22 protein-coding genes are annotated in these 25,615 nt (G+C 48.6%); 19 read left to right on the forward strand and 3 right to left on the reverse strand.

The window, feature by feature from the left end:
- The first annotated feature begins 84 nt into the window (after window positions 1-84).
- Entirely contained in the window at window positions 85-1,032 is a 948-nt protein-coding gene (locus AC791_RS18045) for a LysR family transcriptional regulator (RefSeq protein WP_049841855.1), read from the forward strand.
- A gap of 116 nt (window positions 1,033-1,148) precedes the next feature.
- Window positions 1,149-1,496 carry a phage holin family protein gene (locus AC791_RS18050; RefSeq protein WP_049841856.1) on the forward strand — a complete coding sequence of 116 codons (348 nt, stop codon included), beginning with the start codon at window positions 1,149-1,151 and terminating at the stop codon, window positions 1,494-1,496.
- Window positions 1,497-1,558: 62 nt separating this feature from the next.
- Here the strand turns inward: AC791_RS18050 and AC791_RS18055 are convergent, their stop codons facing one another.
- The gene (locus AC791_RS18055) at window positions 1,559-2,092 is read right to left on the reverse strand and encodes a glycoside hydrolase family 108 protein (RefSeq protein WP_049841857.1); all 534 of its coding nucleotides are present in this window, start codon (window positions 2,090-2,092) and stop codon (window positions 1,559-1,561) included.
- A gap of 18 nt (window positions 2,093-2,110) precedes the next feature.
- Entirely contained in the window at window positions 2,111-2,557 is a 447-nt protein-coding gene (locus AC791_RS18060; protein WP_049841858.1) for a winged helix-turn-helix domain-containing protein, read from the reverse strand.
- 396 nt (window positions 2,558-2,953) lie between these two features.
- On the opposite strand from AC791_RS18060, the gene AC791_RS18065 reads away from it, so the two are divergent.
- From AC791_RS18065 to AC791_RS18125, 13 genes are all read left to right on the forward strand, one after another.
- The gene (locus AC791_RS18065) at window positions 2,954-5,041 is read left to right on the forward strand and encodes a glycosyl hydrolase family 18 protein (RefSeq protein ID WP_049841859.1); all 2,088 of its coding nucleotides are present in this window, start codon (window positions 2,954-2,956) and stop codon (window positions 5,039-5,041) included.
- A 90-nt stretch (window positions 5,042-5,131) separates the two neighbouring features.
- Entirely contained in the window at window positions 5,132-8,158 is a 3,027-nt protein-coding gene (locus AC791_RS18070) for a hypothetical protein (protein ID WP_049841860.1), read from the forward strand.
- Between the two features lie 297 nt (window positions 8,159-8,455).
- Entirely contained in the window at window positions 8,456-9,151 is a 696-nt protein-coding gene (locus AC791_RS18075) for a winged helix-turn-helix transcriptional regulator (protein ID WP_049841861.1), read from the forward strand.
- A gap of 403 nt (window positions 9,152-9,554) precedes the next feature.
- The gene (locus AC791_RS18080; RefSeq protein WP_049841862.1) at window positions 9,555-10,097 is read left to right on the forward strand and encodes a fimbrial protein BcfA; all 543 of its coding nucleotides are present in this window, start codon (window positions 9,555-9,557) and stop codon (window positions 10,095-10,097) included.
- A gap of 152 nt (window positions 10,098-10,249) precedes the next feature.
- Entirely contained in the window at window positions 10,250-10,906 is a 657-nt protein-coding gene (locus AC791_RS18085) for a fimbria/pilus periplasmic chaperone (protein WP_322842791.1), read from the forward strand.
- A gap of 4 nt (window positions 10,907-10,910) precedes the next feature.
- Complete coding sequence (locus tag AC791_RS18090) at window positions 10,911-13,532, forward strand: fimbrial biogenesis usher protein (protein WP_049841864.1); 2,622 nt, start codon at window positions 10,911-10,913, stop codon at window positions 13,530-13,532.
- On the forward strand, window positions 13,533-14,534 hold the full coding sequence (locus tag AC791_RS18095) for a fimbrial protein (RefSeq protein WP_049841865.1): 1,002 nt from the start codon (window positions 13,533-13,535) through the stop codon (window positions 14,532-14,534).
- On the forward strand, window positions 14,535-15,080 hold the full coding sequence (locus tag AC791_RS18100; RefSeq protein WP_049841866.1) for a fimbrial protein BcfE: 546 nt from the start codon (window positions 14,535-14,537) through the stop codon (window positions 15,078-15,080).
- A 9-nt stretch (window positions 15,081-15,089) separates the two neighbouring features.
- Complete coding sequence (locus tag AC791_RS18105) at window positions 15,090-15,599, forward strand: fimbrial protein (RefSeq protein ID WP_049841867.1); 510 nt, start codon at window positions 15,090-15,092, stop codon at window positions 15,597-15,599.
- The gene (locus tag AC791_RS18110) at window positions 15,592-16,293 is read left to right on the forward strand and encodes a fimbria/pilus periplasmic chaperone (RefSeq protein WP_049841868.1); all 702 of its coding nucleotides are present in this window, start codon (window positions 15,592-15,594) and stop codon (window positions 16,291-16,293) included. Before AC791_RS18105 ends, AC791_RS18110 begins: the two co-directional genes overlap by 8 nt.
- A 41-nt stretch (window positions 16,294-16,334) precedes the next feature.
- Window positions 16,335-17,192: a DsbA family protein gene (locus tag AC791_RS18115; RefSeq protein ID WP_049841869.1), complete on the forward strand. Its 858-nt coding sequence runs from the start codon at window positions 16,335-16,337 to the stop codon at window positions 17,190-17,192.
- A gap of 108 nt (window positions 17,193-17,300) precedes the next feature.
- On the forward strand, window positions 17,301-17,591 hold the full coding sequence (locus AC791_RS18120; RefSeq protein ID WP_049841870.1) for a hypothetical protein: 291 nt from the start codon (window positions 17,301-17,303) through the stop codon (window positions 17,589-17,591).
- Window positions 17,592-17,768: 177 nt separating this feature from the next.
- Window positions 17,769-19,916: a glycosyl hydrolase family 18 protein gene (locus AC791_RS18125; RefSeq protein ID WP_049841871.1), complete on the forward strand. Its 2,148-nt coding sequence runs from the start codon at window positions 17,769-17,771 to the stop codon at window positions 19,914-19,916.
- Window positions 19,917-20,129: 213 nt separating this feature from the next.
- Here the strand turns inward: AC791_RS18125 and rpsT are convergent, their stop codons facing one another.
- Window positions 20,130-20,393 (reverse strand): 30S ribosomal protein S20, encoded by a 264-nt coding sequence (gene rpsT, locus AC791_RS18130; protein WP_049841872.1) that lies wholly within the window; start codon window positions 20,391-20,393, stop codon window positions 20,130-20,132.
- A 327-nt stretch (window positions 20,394-20,720) separates the two neighbouring features.
- Here rpsT and ribF point away from each other — a divergent pair, with 327 nt between their 5' ends.
- From ribF to fkpB, 4 genes are all read left to right on the forward strand, one after another.
- Window positions 20,721-21,659, forward strand: coding sequence for a bifunctional riboflavin kinase/FAD synthetase (ribF, locus tag AC791_RS18135; protein ID WP_049841873.1), 939 nt, complete (start codon window positions 20,721-20,723; stop codon window positions 21,657-21,659).
- A gap of 33 nt (window positions 21,660-21,692) precedes the next feature.
- On the forward strand, window positions 21,693-24,509 hold the full coding sequence (gene ileS / locus AC791_RS18140; protein WP_049841874.1) for an isoleucine--tRNA ligase: 2,817 nt from the start codon (window positions 21,693-21,695) through the stop codon (window positions 24,507-24,509).
- The gene (gene lspA / locus AC791_RS18145) at window positions 24,509-25,009 is read left to right on the forward strand and encodes a signal peptidase II (RefSeq protein WP_049841875.1); all 501 of its coding nucleotides are present in this window, start codon (window positions 24,509-24,511) and stop codon (window positions 25,007-25,009) included. Before ileS ends, lspA begins: the two co-directional genes overlap by 1 nt.
- 155 nt (window positions 25,010-25,164) lie before the next feature.
- Entirely contained in the window at window positions 25,165-25,614 is a 450-nt protein-coding gene (fkpB, locus tag AC791_RS18150) for an FKBP-type peptidyl-prolyl cis-trans isomerase (protein ID WP_049841876.1), read from the forward strand.
- Window position 25,615: the final 1 nt, after the last annotated feature.

Here is a 25,615-nt window from a genome sequence, read left to right on the forward strand (position 1 = left end):
TATTTATCTTTTGATAAACTGTTATTTGCATTCTTATGAGTATTATCTATATTGCATTTTTTAAATTTCAGAGGCTGACAATGGATGGGCTCGAAAAGTGACAACAAGGAATTTGATTATAATCTGATCAAAGTGCTCGATGCTGTCATATCGGCAGGTAACGCCACGAAAGCCGCTAAAAGGTTGTCGGTAACACCGGCCGCTATTTCCCTGGCATTAAGTCGTTTACAGGAGTTTTATGAGCAGGAGCTCTTTATCAGAGGTAAAGATGGCCTGATCCCTACGACCAAAGCGCTTGAGATCCATCAAGCCTTCCGGCATGCAATGGAGCTGGTTAAAGGTACGCTAACTATTGAGCCCGGTACTATTAAAAATCCTAAAATTACTATTTTAGGTAGTGAAATTGTTGAAAGCTATTATCTTTCGCAATTGTATGAAGATGATATTTTTGAACGATTTTCCCTCCATCATTTTTCTTCACGCAACATGACTGAACATGATATGGAGCATCTGTTAAACACCGGCGATTGCGATCTTATTATTAGTCCTAAAGCGATTGTCAACCCGGCGATTGATAATCAACTTATTGACAAATTTAAAAACTTCGTCTGTATCTGTAGCGCTGATAATCTTCTTAGTGAATTGAAACAGTTGAGCCTGCATAATTTCTATTCAGCCCGTCATGCTATCTATCAATCTGGTATTTTCTCACCGATTATGATTAATGATAACGAGTTACATAAGGAACATGATATATATAAAGGGGCACGCATGAGGGGATACGGCAGTGATTCTATCAGCGGTATTATCAGTATCATCGAGAGAACCTCATTGATCGCCCTCATGCCTTTAAAGCTGGCTCAATTTTATATAAATCAGCGCCGTTATGCCATCAAAATGGTGCAGCCGCCTCCTGAGTTAGTATTTAAAAACCTTAATGTTTATGCTTCATGGAATAAGAAAAGTAATAAGAAAAAGGATATCAAGGAGCTTGTGGATATGTTTCACACACTTTCCTCATTCAGACGTTAAGAGATTTATCCCGTTATATCATCAGCAAATCTATTACCCGATGATATAGATTGATTATTGTTTTAGTTTTTATTCGTTTAAATTTCTTTGTGTTAATTTAAATACAGGAGGTTAAAATGTCAATTTCTAATCATATTGAAACATCCGAAGTTGTACTGCTTGAAATGGAAATCCTGACCACTGTGATTGCTACAGGTGCCTGGGGTGGTTTTGTCAGTTTTCTACTTAAATCTGGTAAGAAGAAGCCTGAAGGTTTTCACAAAGCAGTAATGAGTTGTTTAAATCAGATTGTTATTTCGTGTTTTACCAGTTTTTTATTAAGCGCAGTGGCCGTAGAAAAAGGCTTTAGCTTCAATATGGTGTTATTATCAGCAGGCATCGGGGGGATTTTTGCTGGGCCAATTCTCAAATTTATCGGCGAAAATATCAAAAAAACGATGAAAGATAACATTATTATAAAATAGTAGCATAAGGCTCATTTGAGCCTTATTTGTTTTATTTATATGCCGATCCATTTTTTATATTATTATGCTACACGGTTTTTAATCCACCCGTAGATAAAGTCTTCATTTTGCGGGCGCTGTTCTGTGATATTCAGATAATATGCGCCCTGACTACAATTAAGCGCCTCAACCAGCACATGCATTCCTTCGTCCCCGCGCCAGCTGAGGAATGCTTTCAGCGCTTCCACCGTACGTGGCCCAATCTGACCGTCGACGTTGATATCATTATAATTTTTTTGTTCGCGATTCAGTACGTTAAGCCAGCGCTGAAGCCACAGGCAGGGCAGACGGGGACCAATATTAACGGCGGCATCGCAAAGCTCAAATGCGACTGGCCATGAAACTTGTGAAATAAGATCAAAACCCGGTCTTATCCAGTACTCATTTTCGAGAATAGCGTAAGCATCAATGCGCGTCATGTCCTGCATACTACCATTATAACCGTTTGCACGCGCCGTTTTTTCTGTAATTCCCCAGTTTGTTTCTCCTCCGCGATCATTCGGATGATTGGCATAGCCACCTTCAGTTATTAAAATCCCATCAATTACTGGATTCATTTTATTCCCTTAAAATTATCAGCGAGTCGTAAAGTAGCACGCGACGGCGACGGCTACCGCAGTAATAACGGTCGCCATGATCTTTGTTGACGGTTTGAACAACATTTGCCAACCTTTATTAACTTCCTTATTAATCGATTTTACCGGGATTTGACTATTGACCTGAATCCCTTTTCGTGGAACCGTAATTAAAAAATCATTCACACCCAATGATTTTAGATCCCGGCGAATTAAGTAAAGGATTTGTGTCAGGTTTGCATCGTTAACAAAGTTTCCGCGACTTCCCCATAATGCGGTTGTGAGCAGTTGACGTTCAATAACTTCCATTTGTGAGTTTTCAATGATGAAGCTAAGGCATCTCGCACGCATTGCTGTCATTTTAACAACCAGCGAGTTTGAGATGCTCCTTAACTCATTATTCCTTTCATTGTAGATACAATTGTTATTGATTATATAGGTTTTCATAACATCATCCTTTAGAAAATCACATCCTGTTTTGTGTGCTTTTAATATTAATTATAAGGATTTACTCATTCCATAGTTTCTCATGTGTTTTATTATTTTGAAAATGAGAAAAATGAGAAAAAGGAGATCGCTCACGAAAAATGCCTCCTTTTAAATGCGATTTAATTCGCTTTTAAATGAAATTTAATAGGGTGGGCGTGACACGTTTCTACTAACGCTATGCAGGGCTGTTAGCATGATGAGAAAGAGGCTTTTATCTCTGTAGTCTCATTATTTTAGTGATTTAGGTATCAACTGAATATGTGATGTTTTGTGATTAGCCATTTGGCCGATGCCGGCGGATTATGGGCTCCGCAGAACGACCTGCGACAAAATTTAAATTAAAAGGAAATTAACATGACTCAGAGCAAATTAATTAAGGGTGATACCCTTACAGAAACCAGTAACGCTGCAGACGGATTTAACCCAGCGACTGACGTTAGCAAATTTAGCTATACATCTGCTCGTGTAGCTAAATCGGTTTATAACCAGTACAAAGCTGATGCGAAAAAACCAAAAGTATTCGGTTATTTCACTGACTGGTCTCAGTACGATTCCCGTTTACAGGGCATTGATACTCCGTCTGAGCGTGGCCGTGGTTACGATCTGGCTAATGTATCACCTACCGCTTATGACAAAATTATCGCCGGTTTTGTTGGCATTGTTGGTTTCCATAAAGTCGATGGCCAGTACCGTGACGTGGTTGCTGAAGCAGCAGAACTGTGCGGTAAAGTGAAGTATGAGCCGACTTTCCTCGATCCGTGGGGCGATTTCCAGAGCTATGTTAACGTCGGTCATACCGAAAGCGGCTGGGATGTTGATCCGAAAACCGTTACTCAGGCTAACACTAAAGGCTTCCTCGGTGGTCTGCGCGATCTGCAGGCAAAAGCGAAGCAGCAGGGCCATAACCTGGAACTGTCCATGAGCATCGGCGGCTGGTCCATGAGTAACGGCTTCCATGAAATGGCATCCACTGATGCATCCCGTAAAACCTTCGCTAAAGGTCTGGTTAAACTGTTCAAACAGTTCCCGATGTTCAGCGGTGTGGATCTGGACTGGGAATATCCGAACGTAGAAGGCGCGGGTAATCCTTACGGCCCGGAAGATGGTGCAAACTTCGCGCTAATGATCGCTGAAGTCCGTAAACAGCTGACTGCGGCAGGCCGCTCTGATGTCGTTATCTCTATCGCATCTTCTGCTGTTGTCGCGAACCTGGCTTATGCAGGTGTGAACACGCTGCGTGAAGCGGGTCTGGATTACGTTAACGTAATGACTTATGACTTCTTCGGTACGCCGTGGGCAGAAACCCTGACTCACCATACCAACCTGAAAGCGCTGACCGCAGGCGGTTGGGGTGTTGATACCGTGATTGAATATTTGCTGGCAGAAGGCTTCCCGGCTGACTGTATCAACGTGGGTTATGCCGGTTATACCCGTAATGGTCGCAATGCTGAAATCACCAGTTTCTCTCCGCTGGAAGGCACTTATAACCCTGGCGAAGGCGAAACTACCGGTTCTTTCGAATCCGGCACCTCTGAATGGTATGACGTGATTTACAACTACCTGGATCTGGAAAACCAGAAAGGCCGTAACGGCTTTAACGTTTATACCGATCGGGTTGCAGATGCTGACTACCTGTATAGCCCGGAATCTAAACTGTTCATGTCTCTGGACACTCCGCGCAGTGTAAAAGCGAAAGGCGAATATGCAGCTAAATTAGGCCTGGGCGGCGTATTTACCTGGACTGTTGATCAGGACAACGGCGTGCTGGTTAACGCCGCGCGTGAAGGTCTGGGCTATGAGCTGACCAAAGAAGTTATCGACATGGAGCCGTTCTACTTTGAGGGCATCAATGTTGAACCGAAAGACGAAGACGAAGACGAAGGCCAGAAGGTCAATCATGCACCAAAAGCGGCGATTGAAATGCGCGTTGTGGGTGGTTCACGCGTTCAGTTGTCCGGCGCGAAATCGTCCGATGAAGATAAAGACGCACTGACTTTCAGCTGGGGCGTTCCTGTTGCCATCACCGTCGCTGATAAAACGGCTGAAGTGATCGAGTTCGTTGTTCCGGAAGTGACTGAAGAAACTCAGTTCCAGTTTACCCTGTTTGTTCGTGACTGCTGGAATGAACCTTCAACTCAGCAACGTTTTGTGCTGAATGTTGTCGCGCCGCTGGCTGATGCACAACCGACAGATGAAGACATCATTCCTGAACCTCAGGACGACGACATTATTCCTGAGCCGGAAGATGAGACGCCGGCAGACGACAAAACGGCACCTTATGCTGAGTGGGACTCTAATAAAGTGTATGGCGCAAACTGGGGAATCTTCGAAACCGTTAGCTGGAAAGGCCATAACTATCAGGTGAACTGGTGGTCTTGTGGCGACCAGCCAGACCTGAACTGCGGAGCAGGCGGTGCATGGACCGATCTCGGGGCCTACTAATTAACCATCTTGTTAATGCTACTTGTATTTAGTTAACGCCAGGGCCTCGATAATTCGGGGCCTTTTTCCACTAAGGATAGAGGATTTATTATGTCGGCTATTTCAATTAAGAGTAGCGCATTCGATACGCAGAGCTGGTATCAAAAGGTCACGCTGACATTGACCAATAGCACTAATAATACAGTTGATCTTAACCACGCCATTATTCATTTCATTGCCTCAGGGCATCCCGATCCGTGGGGGAATTTTGGCGGCGATCTGCGGGGAAATCAGCCCTTAACTTTGCGCGAACAGCCGCAGGGACGATCGAATGCGATCGATATGACCATTAATAATAGTGGTGCATTGTTATTGGCTCCGGGACAAAGTGGTGAACTTTTTTTTAGCCTTGCTGCGGCAAAAGTTCCGGTAACGTTGTCAGAATTTACCCTGACGCTGGCATCTGAACCGACAGATATGATCCCGGAAGATGACGATGAGGATCTGCAGCCAGAGCCAGAAGATGACATTAGACCAGCACCAGAACCAGAACCAGCACCAGAATCAGAACCTCAGCCTGTACCTGAACCTGCCTTTGGCGAGGGCATCACGCTGACAGCCAGTGACATTAACGCTAACAGCTGGTATCAACGCGTATCATTAACGCTGAAAAACGGTTATACCTCGGCCATTGACCTGAACCAGCTAAAAATAACGTTTACTGCCAGCGCGCATCCCGATCCCTACAGTTCATTCAGCGGCACACTTACGGGCAATCAGCCGATTAAGCTGGGTAGCGACGGTGGCTGGCCTGCCGAAAAAAATAGTATTACTATTAATAATGACAGCCCTATGAAGCTGGGTGCAGGGAAATCTGCCGGGCTGGATTTTTATCTGGCAGCAACACAAACCCCAGTGGTGATTAATGATTTGCAGGCGACGCTGGCACACGATCCCGGCCGTCAGGGGCAAATAGAATTTATCTTTCCTGCTCAGTCAGAAACAACAACGCTGAAGCCTGCATTCGATCTCGTGTATCCGGATGGCACGCTTAAAAATTATATCGGTGAATGGGGTCAGACTTTAACCGTGACCGATCTCATGGCCGGTCAATACATTATCAACATTTCCGATCTGCAAAATGATGATATGCATATTGCCCCGCTGAAGGAGACGCTGAATGTCACGCTTGATTCCATACAGGATAGCCAGCAATGTCAGATAGCGTATCAGCCAGCAGTTCTCTTTGCTGCCATCATACTTAAGCTGGATATCCCCTCCTGTAACGGCGGCGTGATTAGCGCAGAGCTGTGGAACAGTCATAATGTTGTCGAGCGTACTGTCACTCTTGTTGCGGGCAAAGAATTACGCGTTACCCGCTTAACCGCGGCGCAACGTTATGAGGTTCGTCTGCTATCTGCCTGTTTCAATAACCAGTCAATTAGCTCTCCCTCTCACGCTACAGTGGCAATTCCGCAAGCAGGACACGAAACCGTCGTTAACGTTGGTTACCAGCAGAAAAATATTGATACCGTGGGTTTTGTCGATGTGAAGGCGACGGTCCTGGGCCTGCCAAAAGGAACAACCGCACAGCATTATCGTTTACGCAGTGGAAGCGGGAAGGGGGAATATCAGTATCTGCTGACCCTTGAAAGCCATAGTCAGCAGCAGTCATTCCCCATGCGCGTTGCACCGGGCATGTATGCTGTTGAGGTTGCCGATGTACATTCTGATGGCGCTATCTGGCAGTGTGAAAACAACGAGGCACTGCGGTTGCTGCAAAACAGTAATGTCATTACGCTCAGTTTCGAAAAGGGCGTGACATTACAGGTGCGCGGCTGGCCTGATTATGTTGCTCATGGCGGCGTTACCGTGAATGCGGCTGAGACACCGGCGTTGTATCGGGATGTTCCTGTTAGCGCATTGTTTAAGTATGACGGATTCGACGGCGGTGGCGATGCTATTCCTGCAAAAGAAATGGATCTTAACAGTGACGGCTTCCTTGACTACGATCTGTTGCCGATCCACAAAACAGTCCCGCTGGTGCGGCAGATCGAAAAAGAATCCGGGCGTTCGGTGATGCCAGTAATGGTGGTGTATACCGCCAATGCCAGTGGCGGCAGCGCCGTGAGCGATCTTCAGGATAATCAGAAGTTATGTAATCATTTCGGTAATTTAATTACTCAGTGTCAGGCTGCACAGTCTTATAAAGATGATGCCCATCCTGTTCCGGCAACTTTCGTTCTGAATCCGGATTTTCTCGGCGCAATGCAGCAGGAACCTTATGGCTATCAGGCGGTAAGACAGAAAAATAGCATACCGGTTAACGCCCAGCTTGCGGAAGCGGTAAAAGCACTCGCGCCAGTGCTTCACTACAGTATCCCTGCGCTTCCGGTATTGAGCAACGATCTGTATGGCTATGTTCAGGCAATTAACTACATTGTTCATCAGTTTGCGCCGGATGTTGCGTTTGGCTGGCAGACTAACGTCTGGTCAACCGGTACGGCTGACTGGGTATTGCGTGAAAATGCCGATCCACAGGATCAGGGCAAGCAAATTGCCAGCTTTATCAACGAACTTGGCGTTTATGACGGCAACTACGTCCCTGATTTTATTGCATTCGATAAATTTGAGCGCGATTGCTTCAGCCCGGATGCGCTGGCGCATTATGGCTGGAATGCCACCTGTTGGCTCAACTATCTTGGTATGGTCAGGCAGGCCGCGAAAGATCTGAATAAACCCGCCATGCTTTGGCAAATTCCTGGCGGGCATATGCCAACGGCGGAAGAGGGTATCTCAAAAATCAGCGAGAGTCATTTTGCATCAGGCGGCTCTTTCTTCATGGGGGATAAGCGTATCGGCACTGACGTTGAAATGATATCGGCTACCCTAAAAAATATTGCTTTCAATAAAGCAACGTACGGTGTAGCGACGGTAGGGGATTTTCTGCGCAAAGATGCGGGTTACGACTGGGGACAAATGCAGGCGTTGAATCTGCCGGAGTATAACGTCTTCTCTGTCTTGTGGGGCGGCGGTTCAACCGTGAGCATCGCCACTATTCATTCCAATGGCGAAGACGGAGGCTGGCTGGCAGATAAAATGCGCGAGTATTATGCCGCGCCATGTTATCTGGTTTAATCACGCTACGTTCTGTTTTTCGTTAAAGATATTAACGGTCCTAAGGATAAGCTTACGGGCCGTTATAAATAAATGACTGAACGTTTCTGTAAAATTTTTAATGATTTTATGTTAAGGGTTATCTTAGGGTAGTTATGCTTAGTCAATAGTAACGCCGGTTATAATTGAATGATTGATGTTTTATCCCTGATTTAAATAAGATGTAAGCTTAGCTATAAGTTGATTTAAGTTATAGTAAATTGATCGATTTGATTTTAAGCATTATCTTAATCCTTTAAATAATGCTGCTAACCGAAAATGAATTTAAAAAATACAGAAAACAACGACGATAATTCATTGCATTTCTTTAATTTTTCGCAAAAATCTAAGCCCTTAAGTACAATTGAGCACTTGTTACACCACTTAATTCCTTTCGCCACGCCGCTATCTCTTGCTAAGGGTGAGATTTTTCCATTAAGACAGGAAAAGGAAGGCACCAGAATTTTTCTTCTGACAAAAGGTATCGTTTCATTTTGTCATCATAAGAGTCAGCGTCAAATATGCATTGCATTTGCACCTAACGTGATGGGATTAACGGATTGTTATGCCAGTATTTATGATGTTGCGGAATGGCATCAGCACGATATATGGGCTGAGACGGCATGTGAAGGGTATAGTATTTTACAAAGTGATTTCAGGCGCATCGCCGATGAGCAGGCACTCTGGTATGATATCGCCTGTATTCTCGCGCAGCGTTTAGTGGCGTTAAGTGCACATGCAGAGGAGATAGTTGGTGTTGATTCCTATTTGAAAGTAAGAACGCTACTGATTGAACTATGGGCTTATCCGACGGAATTTCGGCAACAGATAACTATTCTCAATTTCATTCAACGTCGGACTAAATTATCAAAAAGCCGCATCATGAAAATACTTTCTGAACTTAAGAAAGGTGACTATATCGTTATTGACTCAGGAAAGTTAGTCGGGCTAAAAAAACTGCCAGATGCCTATTAGGCAGAATCTGATTGCGGGTAAATGAAATATATACAGCGATCAGCATAATACCACCACGAAGTCAATACAATGATTGTGCTATTAAAAGTGTTTAAATTTAAATCTCTATATATCAACGGGTTACGATTGGTCCTTTAAAGGTATTCCATGGGTGTTGCACCTCAAGTCGTTGTTAGCAATAATTAAATTGAAATCTGAAAAGCGCTATCCAAAATATCTTTTCCGATTTTTAACATCGAAAAGCGTATTGACCAAAAATAATGACGACCGGAATCCGGTTTGCCGAATTCTTTCTCTTCTTATATCAGAACGTATAAGAAATATGCTGGCTGGCGGGTGGGCCATTGCTCAGATATTTAACGAGAGAGTCACTATCAACATAATTAAGATTATCAGAGGGTATATGAAAAAGTACTTATTCGCGATGGTTGTCACTGCCATCACCGCTAGCGGAACAGCAATGGCAGAACCCGGCGATATTGCCACCGTTAACGGCGGCACCGTCAATTTTGTCGGCCAGGTTGTTGACGCGGCATGTTCCGTATCTGCTGACTCCATTGATCAGACCGTGACCCTGAGTCAGGTTCGTTCCAGCAAGTTAACCACTGCAGGTATGGTGGCTAACCAGAAAGAAGACTTCAACATTAAGCTGGAAGACTGTGATACTTCCGTCAGCCAGAATGCCGCAGTTATTTTTAACGGCCAGGAAGACTCGACTCAGCCGGGTTCACTGGCGAACACCGCTGGCGCGGGCTCTGCGACGAATGTCGCTCTGCAACTGTACGGGCCAGACGGTCAAACCCTGAACGTTGGTGACACGTCCTCTTCGATCACGCTGATCAACGGTGAAAATACCGTTCCATTGAGCGTGGATTACATTGCAACAGGTGAAGCAACGGCCGGTAACGTAGCGGCGACAGCGACCTTCAGCATGGTTTACTCCTGATCCTGTAATTTTGCGCCTTCATCCGCTGGGGAAGGCGATGAACATGTTTTTGCAAGGATGCAGCACAGGCCAGATAGAAAAGAACAATTAAGATGAAAAAAGACCTGTTACTCCGGCTTGTTTCGCGGGCCATTGCCTTTACACCGGTGCTGATGCTAAGTGTCATTATGATGGGTACGACGGTGAAAGCGTGGGCGGGGGGTGTAGCATTGGGTGCGACACGCGTAATCTACCCGCAGGGTGACAAGCAGGTATCCTTGCCCGTAAACAACTCTTCAGCCAGCAACGTATTTTTGATCCAGTCATGGGTAGCTAATGCCGATGGGACTAAATCTGCCGATTTTGTGGTGACGCCGCCGCTGTTTGTCATTCATCCTAAAAACGAGAACGTGTTGCGGATTATGTATGTCGGACCGGCGCTGCCCACGGATCGTGAAAGCGTATTTTACTTAAACAGTAAAGCTATCCCGTCAGTCGATAAACATAAACTGCAGGGCAATGTACTGCAAATCGCCACTCAGAGCGTTATTAAACTGTTCATTCGGCCTGCAAATCTGCCTTCTTCCTCTGTTGATGCGCCAGCGGCGATGCGTTGCCATCTGGAAAATGGTCACGTTACGCTCTTTAACCCGTCGCCTTATTATATCTCGCTGGTGGAGTTGTACATCGGCAATGTTAAGCAAACCAATACTATGGTGCCGCCAAAAGGCAGCCTGATCCTTAATGCGCCCGGCGATGGGCGAGTAAAATTCGAAACGGTCAATGACTTCGGCGCGGATACGCCTTCGCAGACCTGCACCAGCCGTTAACGTTATGAAACGTATTAAGCAGAACCCTGCTGCGCGCTGCTGGCGAAGCCCGCTGGCACTGGCGCTGGCAAGTGTACTTACGCCCGCTGCGGGCCGGGCCGAAAATTATTTTAACCCCGCCTTTCTTTCGGACGATCCGGCCGCAGTGGCGGATCTTTCTCATTTTGAACGCAATGGGCAGGCACCCGGTACCTACCGGGTCGACGTCTATTTGAACAAAACTTTCTTTGCCAGCCGTGATGTCCGTTTTATCACGACGAAGCCGGTATTGTCCGGCGCAGTACAGGCACTGCGTGATGATACCGGCCTGAGTGCCTGCCTGACCACAGGCGCGCTGACGCAAATGGGGGTAGATCTTCAGGCATTTCCTGCTCTCGCCCGTGCACCGGCAGAAAGCTGTATTGACATTGATTCCGCGATCCCGGCCGCCTCCACGCATTTTGATTTTACTCAGCAGCGGCTGGACGTCAGTATTCCTCAGGCGGCGTTGAACAATTATGCCCGGGGCTACATTCCTCCTGAACAGTGGGACGAAGGTATTAACGCGCTGATGTTGAACTACAACTTTACCGGAGCTAATAGTCGGGATCGTAGTAAAGGCGGCATTGACAGTAATAACTACTTTCTGGGCTTAAATAGCGGGTTGAATCTGGGAGCATGGCGACTACGGGATTATTCGACCTGGAATGACAACAGCGACAGCGAAGAAAATAAAAGTAAGCTGCAGCACATCAGTACTTATGTCGAGCGCGATATTATTGCGCTGAAAAGTGAGTTAACTGCCGGAGACAGTTATACCCCGGCCGATGTGTTCGACAGTCTGCCTTTTCGCGGTCTGCAAATCGCCTCTGATGACAATATGCTGCCGGACAGTATGAAAGGCTTTGCCCCGACTATCCACGGTATCGCTAACTCAAACGCGCAAGTGTCTATCAAACAAAATGGCTACATCATCTATCAAAGCTATGTACCGCCGGGTTCGTTTACCATCAACGATCTCTATTCAACATCATCAAGTGGCGATCTCACCGTCGAAGTGAAAGAGTCCGATGGTACGTTGCACAGCTACGTTGTGCCTTACTCTGCGGTACCGACGCTTCAGCGTGAAGGCCGGATGAAGTACGCCGCAACGCTGGCTAAATACCGTGACAATAGTAGTCAGAAGAAAGAGGTCAATTTCGCGCAGGCCACGCTGCTTTGGGGCTTGCCGCATGGTTTTACGCTGTATGGCGGCACTCAGCTTGCTAATAACTATACGGCCGCCGCGCTGGGAAGTGGCGTTAACCTTGGCGATCTCGGTGCGTTGTCGGCAGACATTACTCAGGCGAACAGCACGCTGGTTGATGGCAGTTCACATCAGGGACAATCGGTACGTGTACTGTATGCAAAATCGCTGGAGAGGGTCGGAACCCATATACAACTAATGGGTTATCGCTATTCGACGTCGGGCTTTTATACGCTGGATGAAACAGCCTGGCAACATATGCAGGGCCGTACCGACCGCGACGATGAGAATAATGATGACGCGCCGAAATGGCAGGATTACTACAGCCTTTATTACACCAAACGCGGCAAAGTGCAGATTAACCTTTCCCAGCCGCTGGGAATGATGGGGTCGGTCTATTTTACCGGCAGTAAGCAAAGCTACTGGCATACCGATGAAACCAATTCTCTGCTGCAAATCGGCTTTAGCGGCATGCTGGAGAGCATTAACTGGAGCCTGAGTTACAACTACACCAAATCGCCTGGAGAAAGCGAAAGCGATCGGATTTTTGCTCTCAGCCTGTCGCTGCCGCTGAGTCAGTGGTTATCAAAAGCGGACTATGGCGTCGGGCATCATCACAACGTGTATGCCACTTATAGTGCCAGCACCGATAGACAGCACAACGTTACGCAGAATACCGGAATTAACGGCACGCTGCTGGATGATAACAACCTGAATTACAGTATTCAGCAGGGGTATCAGAACCACGGTGCCGGCTCCAGCGGTAACGCCAGCGTAGAGTATGACGGCGCATACGGTAATGCGAACGTGGGTTATAACCGCAGTGATAACGGTGGTTACCGGCAGATGAACTACGGTCTGAACGGCGGCATTGTTGCCCATGCCCATGGTATTACCTTTAGCCAGCCACTCGGCAACACGAACGTGCTTATCGCTGCGCCCGGGGCGAGTAATGTCAGGGTCGACGGAGAGCCTGGTGTCCATACCGACTGGCGAGGTTACGCCGTGGTCCCCTATGCCACAACGTATCGCCAGAATCGTATGGCGCTGGATGTCGATTCTATGGCGGACAATGTAGATGTCGACGACGCTGTTACTAATGTTGTTCCAACAGAAGGTGCGCTGGTGCGTGCATCATTTAAAGCACACGTAGGTGAGCGCGCCTTACTTACGCTATTCCATCCTGGAAAACCCGTTCCTTTTGGCGCCACGGTAACGCGAGATGATATTGATGGGGAAACGATTGTCGGGGACGGGGGAGAAGTTTACTTATCCGGTTTACCTCCCCATGGAACACTAACCGTACAGTGGGGGGAGGGACCGCAACAGCGCTGCGTGGCGCATTATCAACTTCCTGAAACTCAGCAACCACTGGTGCGGCAAAAGGTAGAGTGCAATTAAATGAATCCACGTTTTTTATTATTCGCCGGTTTGTTGCTGACAAATAGTGGTTTTGCCCAAATCTGTCAAAATACAAACGGTACACCGACAGCCATAAATTATGATCTTAGTCGCACGTTAACGTCTACACAGAACGGATCCGGTCAGGTGGTCCAGTTGACTAAAAGCCAGAATATCAATGTACAGGCAACCTGCCCGCCAGGGAGCGCACCTGATAGCCATATCTTTCGTTCTTATGTTACGCCTTCAACCGTGGTGGAAACTAGCGGCCCCTGGAAATATTTAAAACTGGATACTGATTATCTCGAAGGCGCTATGGAATTTCAGGACTCAGCGGCTGGAAATATTTTTCCGCCAGTTGATTATGTCTCTATGCAATATGACGAGAACGTAAACAACGGTACGCCGTTTTATATTCATGACTCCAGAATGTTATTCCAGCTTAAGATCGTTAAGTCATTCGTTGGCACGGTTATTATTCCCAACAAAACGATGTTTAACGTATATGTGACGACCACCAGTGACGATCCGCTGTCAAAGGTAGTTTATACCATTAACTATGGCGGCAGCGTCACGGTGCCGCAGAGCTGTGAAATCAATGCCGGGCAAACCATCCTCGTCGATTTTGGCACCCTCAATAGTGGTGGCTTTACTCATGCGGGTGAAAAGCCGATCGACGTACGGGCAAAATCATTTAATGTTCCGGTGAAATGTAACGGCACTAACGCTCAGGTCAATTTAAGTATGCGTTTACTGGCGACGCCGGATGCACATTTTTCCCGGTCAATTGCATCGGATAACCCGGATGTCGGGATAGTTGTCACCAGCGATCAGGGCGCTATTCTGACGCCCAATGATGCATCCAGCGCCGTACCGTTTACCACCGATGCCGCGGGCAATGCCAATATTCAGCTTCAGGCTTACCCCGTTAGTACCACCGGAGAAACGCCAGTGGAGGGGACCTTTACGTCTCTGGCAAACCTGCGAGTGGACTTTGATTAAATGAACAACCTGAGATGGCTTAAGAACAGTCTGCTGCTTATTGGACTTCACTGTGGCGTAAGCCTGGCTGACGACAACAATTATAACCTTGAGTTTACGGGCACTATTCAGGCACAAACCTGTGATGTCGATCTCTCCAGTTTGAGCCAAAGTATCGATCTCGGCCAGTTTCCCATTGATGACTTCCCGTCTGTCGGTACGGTTACGAAATTTAAACCTTTTAATATTAATCTGAGGAGCTGCTCACGTGGGATCAGCGGGACAAAAATATGGTTTAGCGGCGAGGCGGACAGTAACGATCCTTCGCTTTTAGCATTAACCGATACTGGAATGGGTAATGAAAACATAATGGCCACCGGTGTGGGCATTGAGATCCTCGATGACAATCAGGATCCCGTCAACATTAATAACAGCAGTTCGGTGGTTTATCCCCTGAAAGCGGGGAGAAACACGCTCTCCTTTTATATTCGCTATAAATCTACGCTTCCAAAGGTCACGTCAGGTAATGCTACCGCAGTAATGTATTTCGATCTGGATTATCAATAAGGACAGGCAATGAACTATTTTCTGATACTGATACTTGCAATGTCTTGCGTTGTGCAGGCGCACTCCGGGCGAGTTTATATTACTGGCACTATTACTGATAATACCTGCACGCTGTCTCCCGACTCGGAGAATATTATGGTGAGTATGGGCAGCGTCTCTAACCGCCAGTTTTATCAGGCAGGGGCAGGAGCTGCTTACCAGCAATTTACCATTACGCTTGAAAACTGCGGCAGCACCGCCAGCGGCGTGACGGTCAGCTTCAGCGGTACGCCGGACAGCCAGAATCCCGATCTTCTGGCGCTGACGGCGGGCGCGGACAATGCCTCAGGGGTAGCTATCGCGCTCTACAATGACGATAAAAGTCCCATCCCGATTGGCGATCTGAGCCAGAGGAAAACGCTGATCGGGGGACAGTCATTAGCCCAGCTTAACTTCTACGCGCGTTATGTTGCCAATGGTCAGGCGGTCGTTGCCGGCACCGCTAATGCGTCAGCGACATTCATTTTAACCTATGCATAAATTCGTCCTTTTTATTCTGCTGATGTTTGGGACAACGGTGCAGGCCGGCGTGATTATTGGCGGCACGCGCTTTATTTATCCTGAAGGAAAAAACATCATCGACGTGCCGATACGCAACGTGTCAGCGCAGGCCTGGTTGATCAACAGCAAAATTTTTTCTGCACAACGATGGCCGGGAGCTGACACCGTCGTGTTTTCGGAAGCACCGTTTGTCATTACGCCGCCGTTATTTGAACTTGCCGCCGGACAGGAAAATAAAATTCGCCTTATTCGTACTGCCGTACCACTTCCTGCCGATCGGGAAAGTCTTTTTACCCTGAGTGTGGCAACAATACCGGCCGGGCGAGCCGAGCCCTTCAGCGTGCAGATGGCGATTCGCTCAGCACTTAAGCTGATTTATCGCCCCAGAGGTCTGCAGGGCGATCCGCAACGGGCTTATGGTCACCTGCGCTGGTCCCGATCGTCTGCAGGCGTAACGGTGAGCAATCCTACGCCGTTCTACATTACGCTTTTTAATGTTCTTGCCAATGGTAAACCCATTGATAATGCTGGCGTTGTTGCGCCTTTCACATCACGTCAACTGGCGTGGTGCCAGCATGTATCGCCCTGTCTGCTTCAGTGGCAAGCTCTCAACGACTATGGCGGCGTAATGCCACCGCATAAAGCGGATGTGCAGACGATCGCTAAAACCTGAGTCAATAATTACCTTCAACGACATGGAAAGAGACGTTCGTTATGATCTATAAATCGTTAAAAATGCGCCAGCTGGCATTATTGCTGGCAGTGGCGGGTGTAGCTTCAGGTGTAAATGCTGCGGAAAATGCACCATTTACCCCTGACCAGCAGGCGCAGATTGGTCAGATTGCAGAAAATTATTTTATCGCTCACCCGGATAAAATGGGTGAAGTCATGGCGACTTATCTGGCCGATCATCCTGAATTCCTGGTCGCTGCCAGCGAAAGTCTGCATCAGCGCCAGCAGGTAGCGCAGCAGCAGGCGTATGTGCAGCTGGCGCGTCAATACCAGGCGGATTTACTGTCTACGGAAAGTCCTTCTGTCGGACCGAAAAAAGCGAAAGCGGCTGTGGTGATGTTTTTTGATTACCAGTGCGCATGGTGCAGCAAAATGGCTCCGGTCGTCGAGGAGGTCATGAAGATGAGCCCGGATGTACGCTTTATTTTTAAAGAGTTTCCTATTTTTGCTTCCCGCTGGCCAGCCTCCGGTCTGGCTGCCCGTATTGGCGAGCAAATCTGGCTGAATAAAGGCGGTGACGCTTACCTCGCCTGGCATAACGCGCTTTACGCATCAGGAAAAGTTGAAGGTGATTTATCCGTACAGGACATTCTGAATAGCGCGCAGCATTATTTAACCGCCGGGCAGATCGCCGCGGTTAAAGATATGCAGGATAATGGTCCAGTTCACGATGCGCTAATGGTCAACCGTTCTCTGGCACAGCATATGGGCTTTTCCGGAACGCCTGCATTTGTGGTGATGCCGCAGGCAAGCAATCCAGACGTGAAACAAATTACCGTAATTCCCGGCAGTACATCGCAGGATATGCTGCTGATGGCGATTCAAAAAGCAAAAGGTTAATCATTAAGGGAGGCCGGGAAGGCTTCCCGGTTATATGTTGCGGAGATGATTTTATCATGGGCATTAATGATATAAATGATGCCGGATGCACGCAAAGGAGTGTTATCTATGATGTTTGTCAGGCCAGTCATTTCAGGCATATTATTGGTCGTATGCTGTTATGCATCGCGTTTTGCTACCGCTGGCGGTAATTTTTATTTTAAGGGCGCAGTTGTGGAGTCCGGTTGCTGGCAGGAAATAAGCCTGCCGATGATTATGTGCCAAAGAAAAAATAAACTTGAGCGTCATATTATCATCGAAAATTTGAATACTGCTATTACATCGCCAAACGCGACAATACAAAAAACATTTCTTGATGAGGACAAGCAGCTTACATTATTACTTGTTGTTTATGATTAATTTATCTATCTGAGACGGCTTCCGGGCCGCCTTATTATTACCCACTTTTAAATCAATTTATCACTCTTCGTCTGGCTATTTATTGATGCTGCTTTGTGATTAGCGTTTGCGTGGTTATTTGTAAATTATCTAATAGGCACACAAATTGTGGCCTTAACACATGCAAAAGGAACTAACATGGCAACAAGTAAATTAATCAAGAGCGATACGTTGACCGAAACCAGTAATGCGGCAGACGGTTTTAATCCAGTAACAGAAGACAGCAAATATAGCTACACTTCTGCCCGCGTCGCTAAACCGGTTTATAACCAATACAAAGCGAATGCTAAAAAACCAAAAGTATTTGGTTATTTTACTGACTGGTCCCAGTACGACGCCCGTTTGCAGGGCATTGATACCCCGACCGAGCGTGGACGTGGTTACGATCTGGCCAACGTTTCACCCACTGCTTATGACAAAATTATTGCCGGTTTCGTTGGTATCGTCGGCTTTCATAAAGTTGATACCCAGTACCGTGATGTCGTTGCTGAAGCAGCAGAACTGTGCGGTAAAGTAAAATATGAACCGACATTTCTCGATCCGTGGGGCGATTTCCAGAGCTATGTTAACGTTGGTCACACCGTAAGCGGCTGGGATGTTGATCCGAAAACCGTTACTCAGGCTAATACCAAAGGCTTCCTCGGTGGCTTGCGTGACCTGCAGGCAAAAGCGAAAAAACAGGGCCACAATCTGGAACTGTCGATGAGCATCGGCGGCTGGTCCATGAGTAACGGTTTCCATGAAACCGCCTCCAAAGATGCTTCCCGTAAAATCTTTGCAAAAGGCATGGTCAAACTGTTCAAACAGTTCCCGATGTTCAATGGCGTGGATCTGGACTGGGAATACCCGAACGACGAAGGTGCAGGTAACCCGCACGGTCCGGAAGATGGCGCTAACTTTGCGCTGCTGATTGCCGAAGTCCGTAAGCAACTTGATGCGGCAGGCCGTAGCGACGTTAAAATTTCTATCGCCGCTTCTGCAGTTGTTGCAAAAATGGAGTTTATTGACCTCACCACAATGATGAATGCCGGTATGGATTACATCAACGTGATGACTTATGACTTCTTCGGTACGCCGTGGGCAGAAACTCTGGCTCACCATACCAACCAGAAAGCGCTGACCGCAGGCGGATGGTCTGTAGAAACTATCGTTGATTACCTGCTGGCAGAAGGTTTCCCGGCCGAGCGTATCAACATCGGTTATGCCGGTTACAGCCGTAACGGCCGTAACACTGAAATCACCAGCTTTTCGCCGCTGGAAGGTTCCTATAACCCGGGTGAAGGCACGACCACCGGTTCTTTTGAGTCCGGCACGAGTGAATGGTATGACCTGATTTACAACTACCTGGATCTGGAAAACCAGAAAGGCCGTAACGGTTTCAACGTGTACACCGATCGGGTTGCAGATGCTGACTATCTGTACAACCCGGAGTCCAGACTGTTCATCTCTCTGGATACGCCGCGTACCGTTAAATCAAAAGGCGAATATGCTGCAGAGCGTGGTCTGGGTGGCGTGTTTACCTGGACTATTGATCAGGATAACGGCGTGCTGGTTAACGCCGCGCGTGAAGGTCTGGGCTATGAGATAATTAAAGAAGTCATCGATATGGACCCGTTTTACTTCGAAGGCATCAACGTTGAGCCTAAAGATGAACAAGAAGAAGACGAAGATCAAACAGATGGGAACGAAGATCGGAGCGATGACGAAAAAGAAGACGACATCGTTCCAGCAGTAAACCATGCACCTAAAGCAGCGATTGAAATGTTGATCGTCGCAGGCTCACGTGTTCGTCTGTCTGGTGCTAACTCCTCTGATGAGGACAATGATGCACTGACCTACAGCTGGGGCGTCCCTGCAGATATTGATGTTGAAGATAAAACGACAGAATGCATTGAATTCAACGTACCGAAAGTAGATGTACAAAATAACTTTATCTTCTCACTGTTCGTGCGTGATTCTAAAAACGAGCCGTCAACTCAGCAGCGTTTTGTTCTCTCTGTCATTCCGGGATCTTCTGACATCGAGCCTGACGAGGACGATGAATACGACTACGACTATGACAATGAAGATGACTATATCGAACCAGAAGAACCGGCGGAAGATGCCGATCCTGACGCACCTCACCCAGTGTGGAAGTCTGATACCGTTTACGGTGCAACCTGGGGCGAATTCGAAATCGTTAGCTGGAAAGGGCATAACTACCAGGTAAAATGGTGGTCCTGTGGCGATCGGCCGGATCAGAATTGCAACCAGGGCGATGTCTGGACCGATCTGGGTACTTACTAATCACTAAGCATTTACAAAAGCGTTAAGAGATACCCTGTGCGAGCAAAACGCCGTCGGGCATGATACCCATGGTATAACGCTTGCCAGCAGTCTGAGGCCCTGGAGGAATTCAGGGCCTTTTTTTATCTGCCCGTCGCCTGCTGAACAACAGGCATAAAAAAACCCGCCATTCAGCGGGTTTTTCACAAAGCAACAGCAATAGCAATCAGGCGATTAAGCCAGTTTGCCGATCTGAGCGGCCAGGTTTGCTTTATGGCGCGCAGCTTTGTTTTTGTGGATCAGGCCTTTAGCTGCCTGACGGTCCACGATCGGTTGCATTTCGTTAAATGCTTTCTGTGCAGCAGCTTTGTCGCCAGCTTCGATAGCTGCGTATACTTTCTTGATGAAAGTACGCATCATAGAGCGACGGCTAGCGTTGTGTTTGCGAGCCTTTTCAGACTGAACGGCGCGCTTCTTAGCTGATTTGATATTAGCCAAGGTCCAACTCCCAAATGTGATCTTTATGGACAATTCAAAGGCCGAGGAATATGCCCTCTTAGCCTTCTTTTGTCAATGGATTTGTGCAAATAAGCGCCGTTATTATTGCGGCGCTCGTTACGTGTGATGGCGCAGGATTCTACCAGCTTGTGCAGCGTGAATACAGCTTTTCTGCCATAAAATTCACATACCAGCGACAGATTTTCCTGCATTCGGCGGTAAGGTTGATGAAATCCGCCCTCCATTATGCTTTAGGATACAATCGCAGGTTAACGTAGCCTCCTGTACAAGGTATAATCCGACGATTTTCACTGTTTTGAGCCAGAGATGAAGCTGATACGCGGCATACATAACCTCAGCCAGGCCCCGCGCGGGTGCGTGCTAACTATTGGTAATTTCGACGGTGTGCATCGCGGACACCGTGCGCTGCTAAAAAACCTTCGTGCCGAAGGACAGGCTCGCAAGCTCCCGGTTGTGGTGATGATTTTCGAACCGCAGCCGCTCGAACTGTTTGCCGCTGATAAAGCGCCAGCTCGCCTGACCCGACTGCGTGAAAAGCTGGGCTATCTTGCCGAGTGCGGCGTTGATTACGTCCTCTGCCTGCGTTTTGATCGCCGCTTTGCCGCCCTGACCGCGCAGGCGTTTATTAGCGACCTGCTGGTTGATCGGCTTGGGGTGCAGTTTCTTGCCGTTGGCGATGATTTCCGTTTTGGCGCTGGTCGACAGGGTGATTTCTTGTTATTACAGAAGGCGGGCGTGGAATTTAGCTTTGATGTCACCAGCACCCAGACCTTCTGTGAGGGCGGAATACGGATTAGCAGTACCGCTGTGCGTCAGGCGCTGGCCGCTGACGATCTGAATCTTGCAGAAAGCCTGCTTGGACACCCCTATACGATTTCCGGGCGGGTGGTCCACGGCGATGCGCTGGGGCGCACTATTGGTTTTCCGACCGCCAATGTGCCGCTGCGCCGTCAGGTCTCCCCGGTGAAAGGCGTCTATGCCGTTGAAGTCATGGGGCTCGGTGAGCGGCCTTTTTTTGGCGTCGCCAATATTGGCACCCGTCCAACCGTTGCGGGCGTGCGCCAGCAACTGGAAGTGCATTTGCTGGACGTTGTAATGGACCTGTATGGTCGCCATATAGATGTGATACTGCGTAAAAAAATACGCAGTGAGCAGCGATTTTCGTCGCTGGACGAGCTAAAAGCGCAAATTGCGCGTGATGAGTTAACCGCCCGGGATTTTTTTGGGCTAACAAAACCGGCTTAATTGCCTACGTAAAAATACGGAACTGAGAATCTGATGAGTGACTTTAAATCAACCCTGAATTTGCCGGAAACAGGGTTCCCGATGCGTGGCGATCTCGCCAAACGCGAACCGGGAATGCTGGCGCGTTGGACTGATGATGATCTGTACGGCATCATTCGTGCGGCCAAAAAAGGTAAAAAAACCTTCATTCTGCATGATGGCCCTCCTTATGCGAATGGCAGCATTCATATTGGTCACTCGGTTAACAAGATTCTGAAAGATATTATCGTCAAGTCGAAAGGCCTGACGGGTTTTGACTCGCCTTATGTGCCGGGTTGGGACTGCCATGGTTTGCCGATTGAACTGAAAGTAGAGCAGGAATTTGGCAAGCCGGGTGAGAAATTCACCGCGGCTGAATTCCGCGCCAAGTGCCGCGAATACGCGGCAACGCAGGTTGAGGGGCAGCGTAAAGATTTCATCCGTCTGGGCGTGCTCGGCGACTGGTCGCATCCTTACCTGACCATGGACTTCAAAACCGAAGCTAACATCATCCGTGCACTGGGTAAAATCATCGGCAATGGTCACCTGCACAAAGGCGCGAAGCCAGTGCACTGGTGTGTCGATTGCCGTTCTGCGCTGGCAGAAGCGGAAGTCGAATATTATGACAAAACGTCGCCATCAATTGACGTTGCGTTCCATGCCGCAGATCCACAAGCGGTTAAAGCGAAGTTTGGCGTTGCCGAGGTGAATGGCCCAATCTCGCTGGTTATCTGGACCACCACGCCGTGGACGCTTCCGGCTAACCGGGCGATCTCTCTGGCACCGGATTTCGACTATGCGCTCGTACAACTCGACGGTCAGGCGGTGATCCTGGCGAAAGATCTGGTTGAGAGCGTGATGCAGCGCATTGGCGTGGCTGATTACACCGTGCTGGGCTGTGTAAAAGGTGCCGATCTTGAACTGCTGCGTTTTACCCATCCGTTCATGGGCTTCGACGTCCCGGCGATCCTGGGCGATCACGTGACGCTGGATGCCGGTACCGGTGCTGTTCATACCGCACCAGGCCACGGCCCGGACGACTATGTCATCGGTCAGAAATATGGTCTTGAAGTGGCGAACCCGGTTGGTCCTGACGGGACTTATCTGCCGGGCACATACCCGACACTGGACGGTGTGAACGTCTTCAAAGCTAATGACATTGTAATTGCGCTGCTGACGGAAAAAGGCGCGTTGCTGCACGTCGAAAAAATGCAGCACAGCTATCCGTGCTGCTGGCGTCACAAAACACCTATCATTTTCCGTGCGACCCCGCAGTGGTTCGTTAGCATGGATCAGAAAGGTCTGCGCGCACAGTCGCTGTCTGAAATCAAAGGAGTGCAGTGGATCCCTGACTGGGGCCAGGCGCGCATCGAATCCATGGTCGCTAACCGCCCTGACTGGTGTATCTCCCGTCAGCGTACCTGGGGCGTCCCGATGTCGCTGTTCGTGCATAAAGATACCGAAGAACTGCATCCGCGCACCCTGGAACTGATGGAAGAAGTGGCGAAGCGGGTAGAAGCGGACGGTATTCAGGCATGGTGGGATCTCGATAGCCGTGATCTTCTCGGCGACGATGCGGACAACTATGTCAAAGTGCCGGATACTCTCGACGTCTGGTTTGACTCCGGCTCGACCCACTCTTCTGTCGTCGACGTGCGTCCGGAATTTTCCGGTCATGCGGCAGACATGTATCTTGAAGGTTCCGATCAGCACCGCGGCTGGTTTATGTCGTCCCTGATGATTTCCACCGCGATGAAAGGCAAAGCGCCTTATCGTCAGGTGCTGACGCATGGCTTCACCGTCGATGGCCAGGGCCGTAAGATGTCCAAATCCATCGGTAATACCGTCTCTCCGCAGGATGTAATGAATAAGCTGGGCGCCGATATCCTGCGTCTGTGGGTCGCTTCTACTGATTATACGGGCGAAATGGCCGTATCTGATGAGATCCTCAAGCGCGCTGCTGACAGCTATCGTCGTATCCGTAATACCGCGCGCTTCCTGCTGGCTAACCTGAACGGGTTTGATCCGCTGAAAGACATGGTAAAACCGGAAGAGATGGTGGTCCTGGATCGCTGGGCTGTCGGTTGTGCGCAGGATGCGCAGGACGATATCCTCAAAGCGTATGAAAGCTACGATTTCCACGAAGTCGTACAGCGTCTGATGCGCTTCTGCTCGGTTGAAATGGGCTCTTTCTATCTCGACATCATTAAAGACCGCCAGTACACCGCTAAAGCGGATAGCGTGGCGCGTCGCAGCTGTCAGACCGCGCTGTATCATATAGCAGAAGCCCTGGTCCGCTGGATGGCACCGATCATGTCCTTCACCGCTGACGAAATCTGGGGTTATCTGCCAGGTGAACGTGAGCAGTATGTCTTTACCGGTGAGTGGTACCAGGGTCTGTTTGGTCTTGCTGAAACGGAAGCGATGAACAACGGCTTCTGGGCCGACCTGCTGAAAGTGCGTAGTGAAGTCAATAAGGTTATTGAACAGGCGCGTACCGACAAGAAAGTAGGGGGTTCCCTGGAAGCCAGCGTTACGCTGTTTGCTGAACCTGAACTGGCAGCTAAACTGGTTGCGCTGGGCGACGAATTACGATTTGTCCTGTTGACCTCCGGGGCGCAGGTGGCAGATTATGCCGACGCGTCTGCTGATGCCCAGCAGAGCGAATTGCTTAAGGGCCTGAAAGTCTCCCTGAGCAAAGCCGAAGGTGAGAAGTGCCCGCGTTGCTGGCATTACACTCAGGACGTCGGTAAGGTAGCGGAACACGCAGAAATTTGCGGACGCTGTGTTGTTAACGTCGCCGGTGACGGCGAAAAACGTAAGTTCGCCTGATGAGTAAACCGATCTTTTCAACAGGGCTACGCTGGCTGTGGCTGGTGGTAGTCGTGCTGATTATCGATCTGGGCAGTAAATACCTGATCCTCCAGAACTTTGCTCTGGGGGATACGGTGTCACTGTTCCCGTCGCTTAATCTGCATTATGCGCGTAACTATGGCGCAGCCTTTAGTTTTCTGGCGGATAGCGGCGGCTGGCAGCGCTGGTTCTTTGCGGGTATCGCTATTGGTATCAGCGTGATCCTGGCGGTGATGATGTATCGTACTAAAGCCACGCAAAAGCTGAACAATATTGCCTATGCACTCATCATTGGTGGCGCACTGGGTAATCTGTTTGATCGTCTGTGGCATGGCTTTGTTGTCGACATGATCGATTTTTACGTCGGCAACTGGCACTTTGCCACCTTTAATCTTGCCGATAGCGCCATCTGTATTGGTGCTGTATTGATTGTGCTGGAAGGTTTTCTGCCGAAAAAAGCTGTCGAGAGGCAGGCTTAATCTTTAATGCCGGGTGCAATGCGCTTATCAGGTCTTTGCAAGCCTGGTAAGCGTAGCGCCGTCGGGCACAGGGGTTGAATACGCTGGCGTTATTTGCGCTACCTTATCCATTCGGACTGCCCTGTGCTGCCGGATAAAACAAGTGAGCAATCTGCATGTCTAAATCTGTACAGAGTAACAGCGCGGTGCTGGTGCATTTCACGCTGAAGCTTGAAGATGGCTCCACGGCGGAGTCAACCCGCAATAACGGTAAACCTGCGCTCTTTCGTCTCGGTGATGCGTCACTTTCTGAGGGGCTGGAGCAGCACTTACTGGGGCTGAAGGAAGGCGATAAAACGACGTTTTCTCTTGAGCCGGATGCGGCGTTTGGTATTACCAGTCCGGATCTTATTCAATATTTCTCGCGTCGTGAATTTATGGATGCAGGAGAGCCAGAGATCGGGGCGATTATGCTCTTTACCGCAATGGATGGCAGTGAAATGCCGGGCGTGATCCGCGAAATTAACGGCGATTCGATCACCGTCGATTTCAACCATCCGCTGGCCGGGCAAACCGTTCACTTTGATATAGAAGTACTGGAAGTCGAACCGGTACTGGAGGCCTGAA

Origin of the sequence: Klebsiella sp. RIT-PI-d (assembly GCF_001187865.1) — a bacterium.
Classification (GTDB): Bacteria; Pseudomonadota; Gammaproteobacteria; order Enterobacterales; family Enterobacteriaceae; genus Superficieibacter.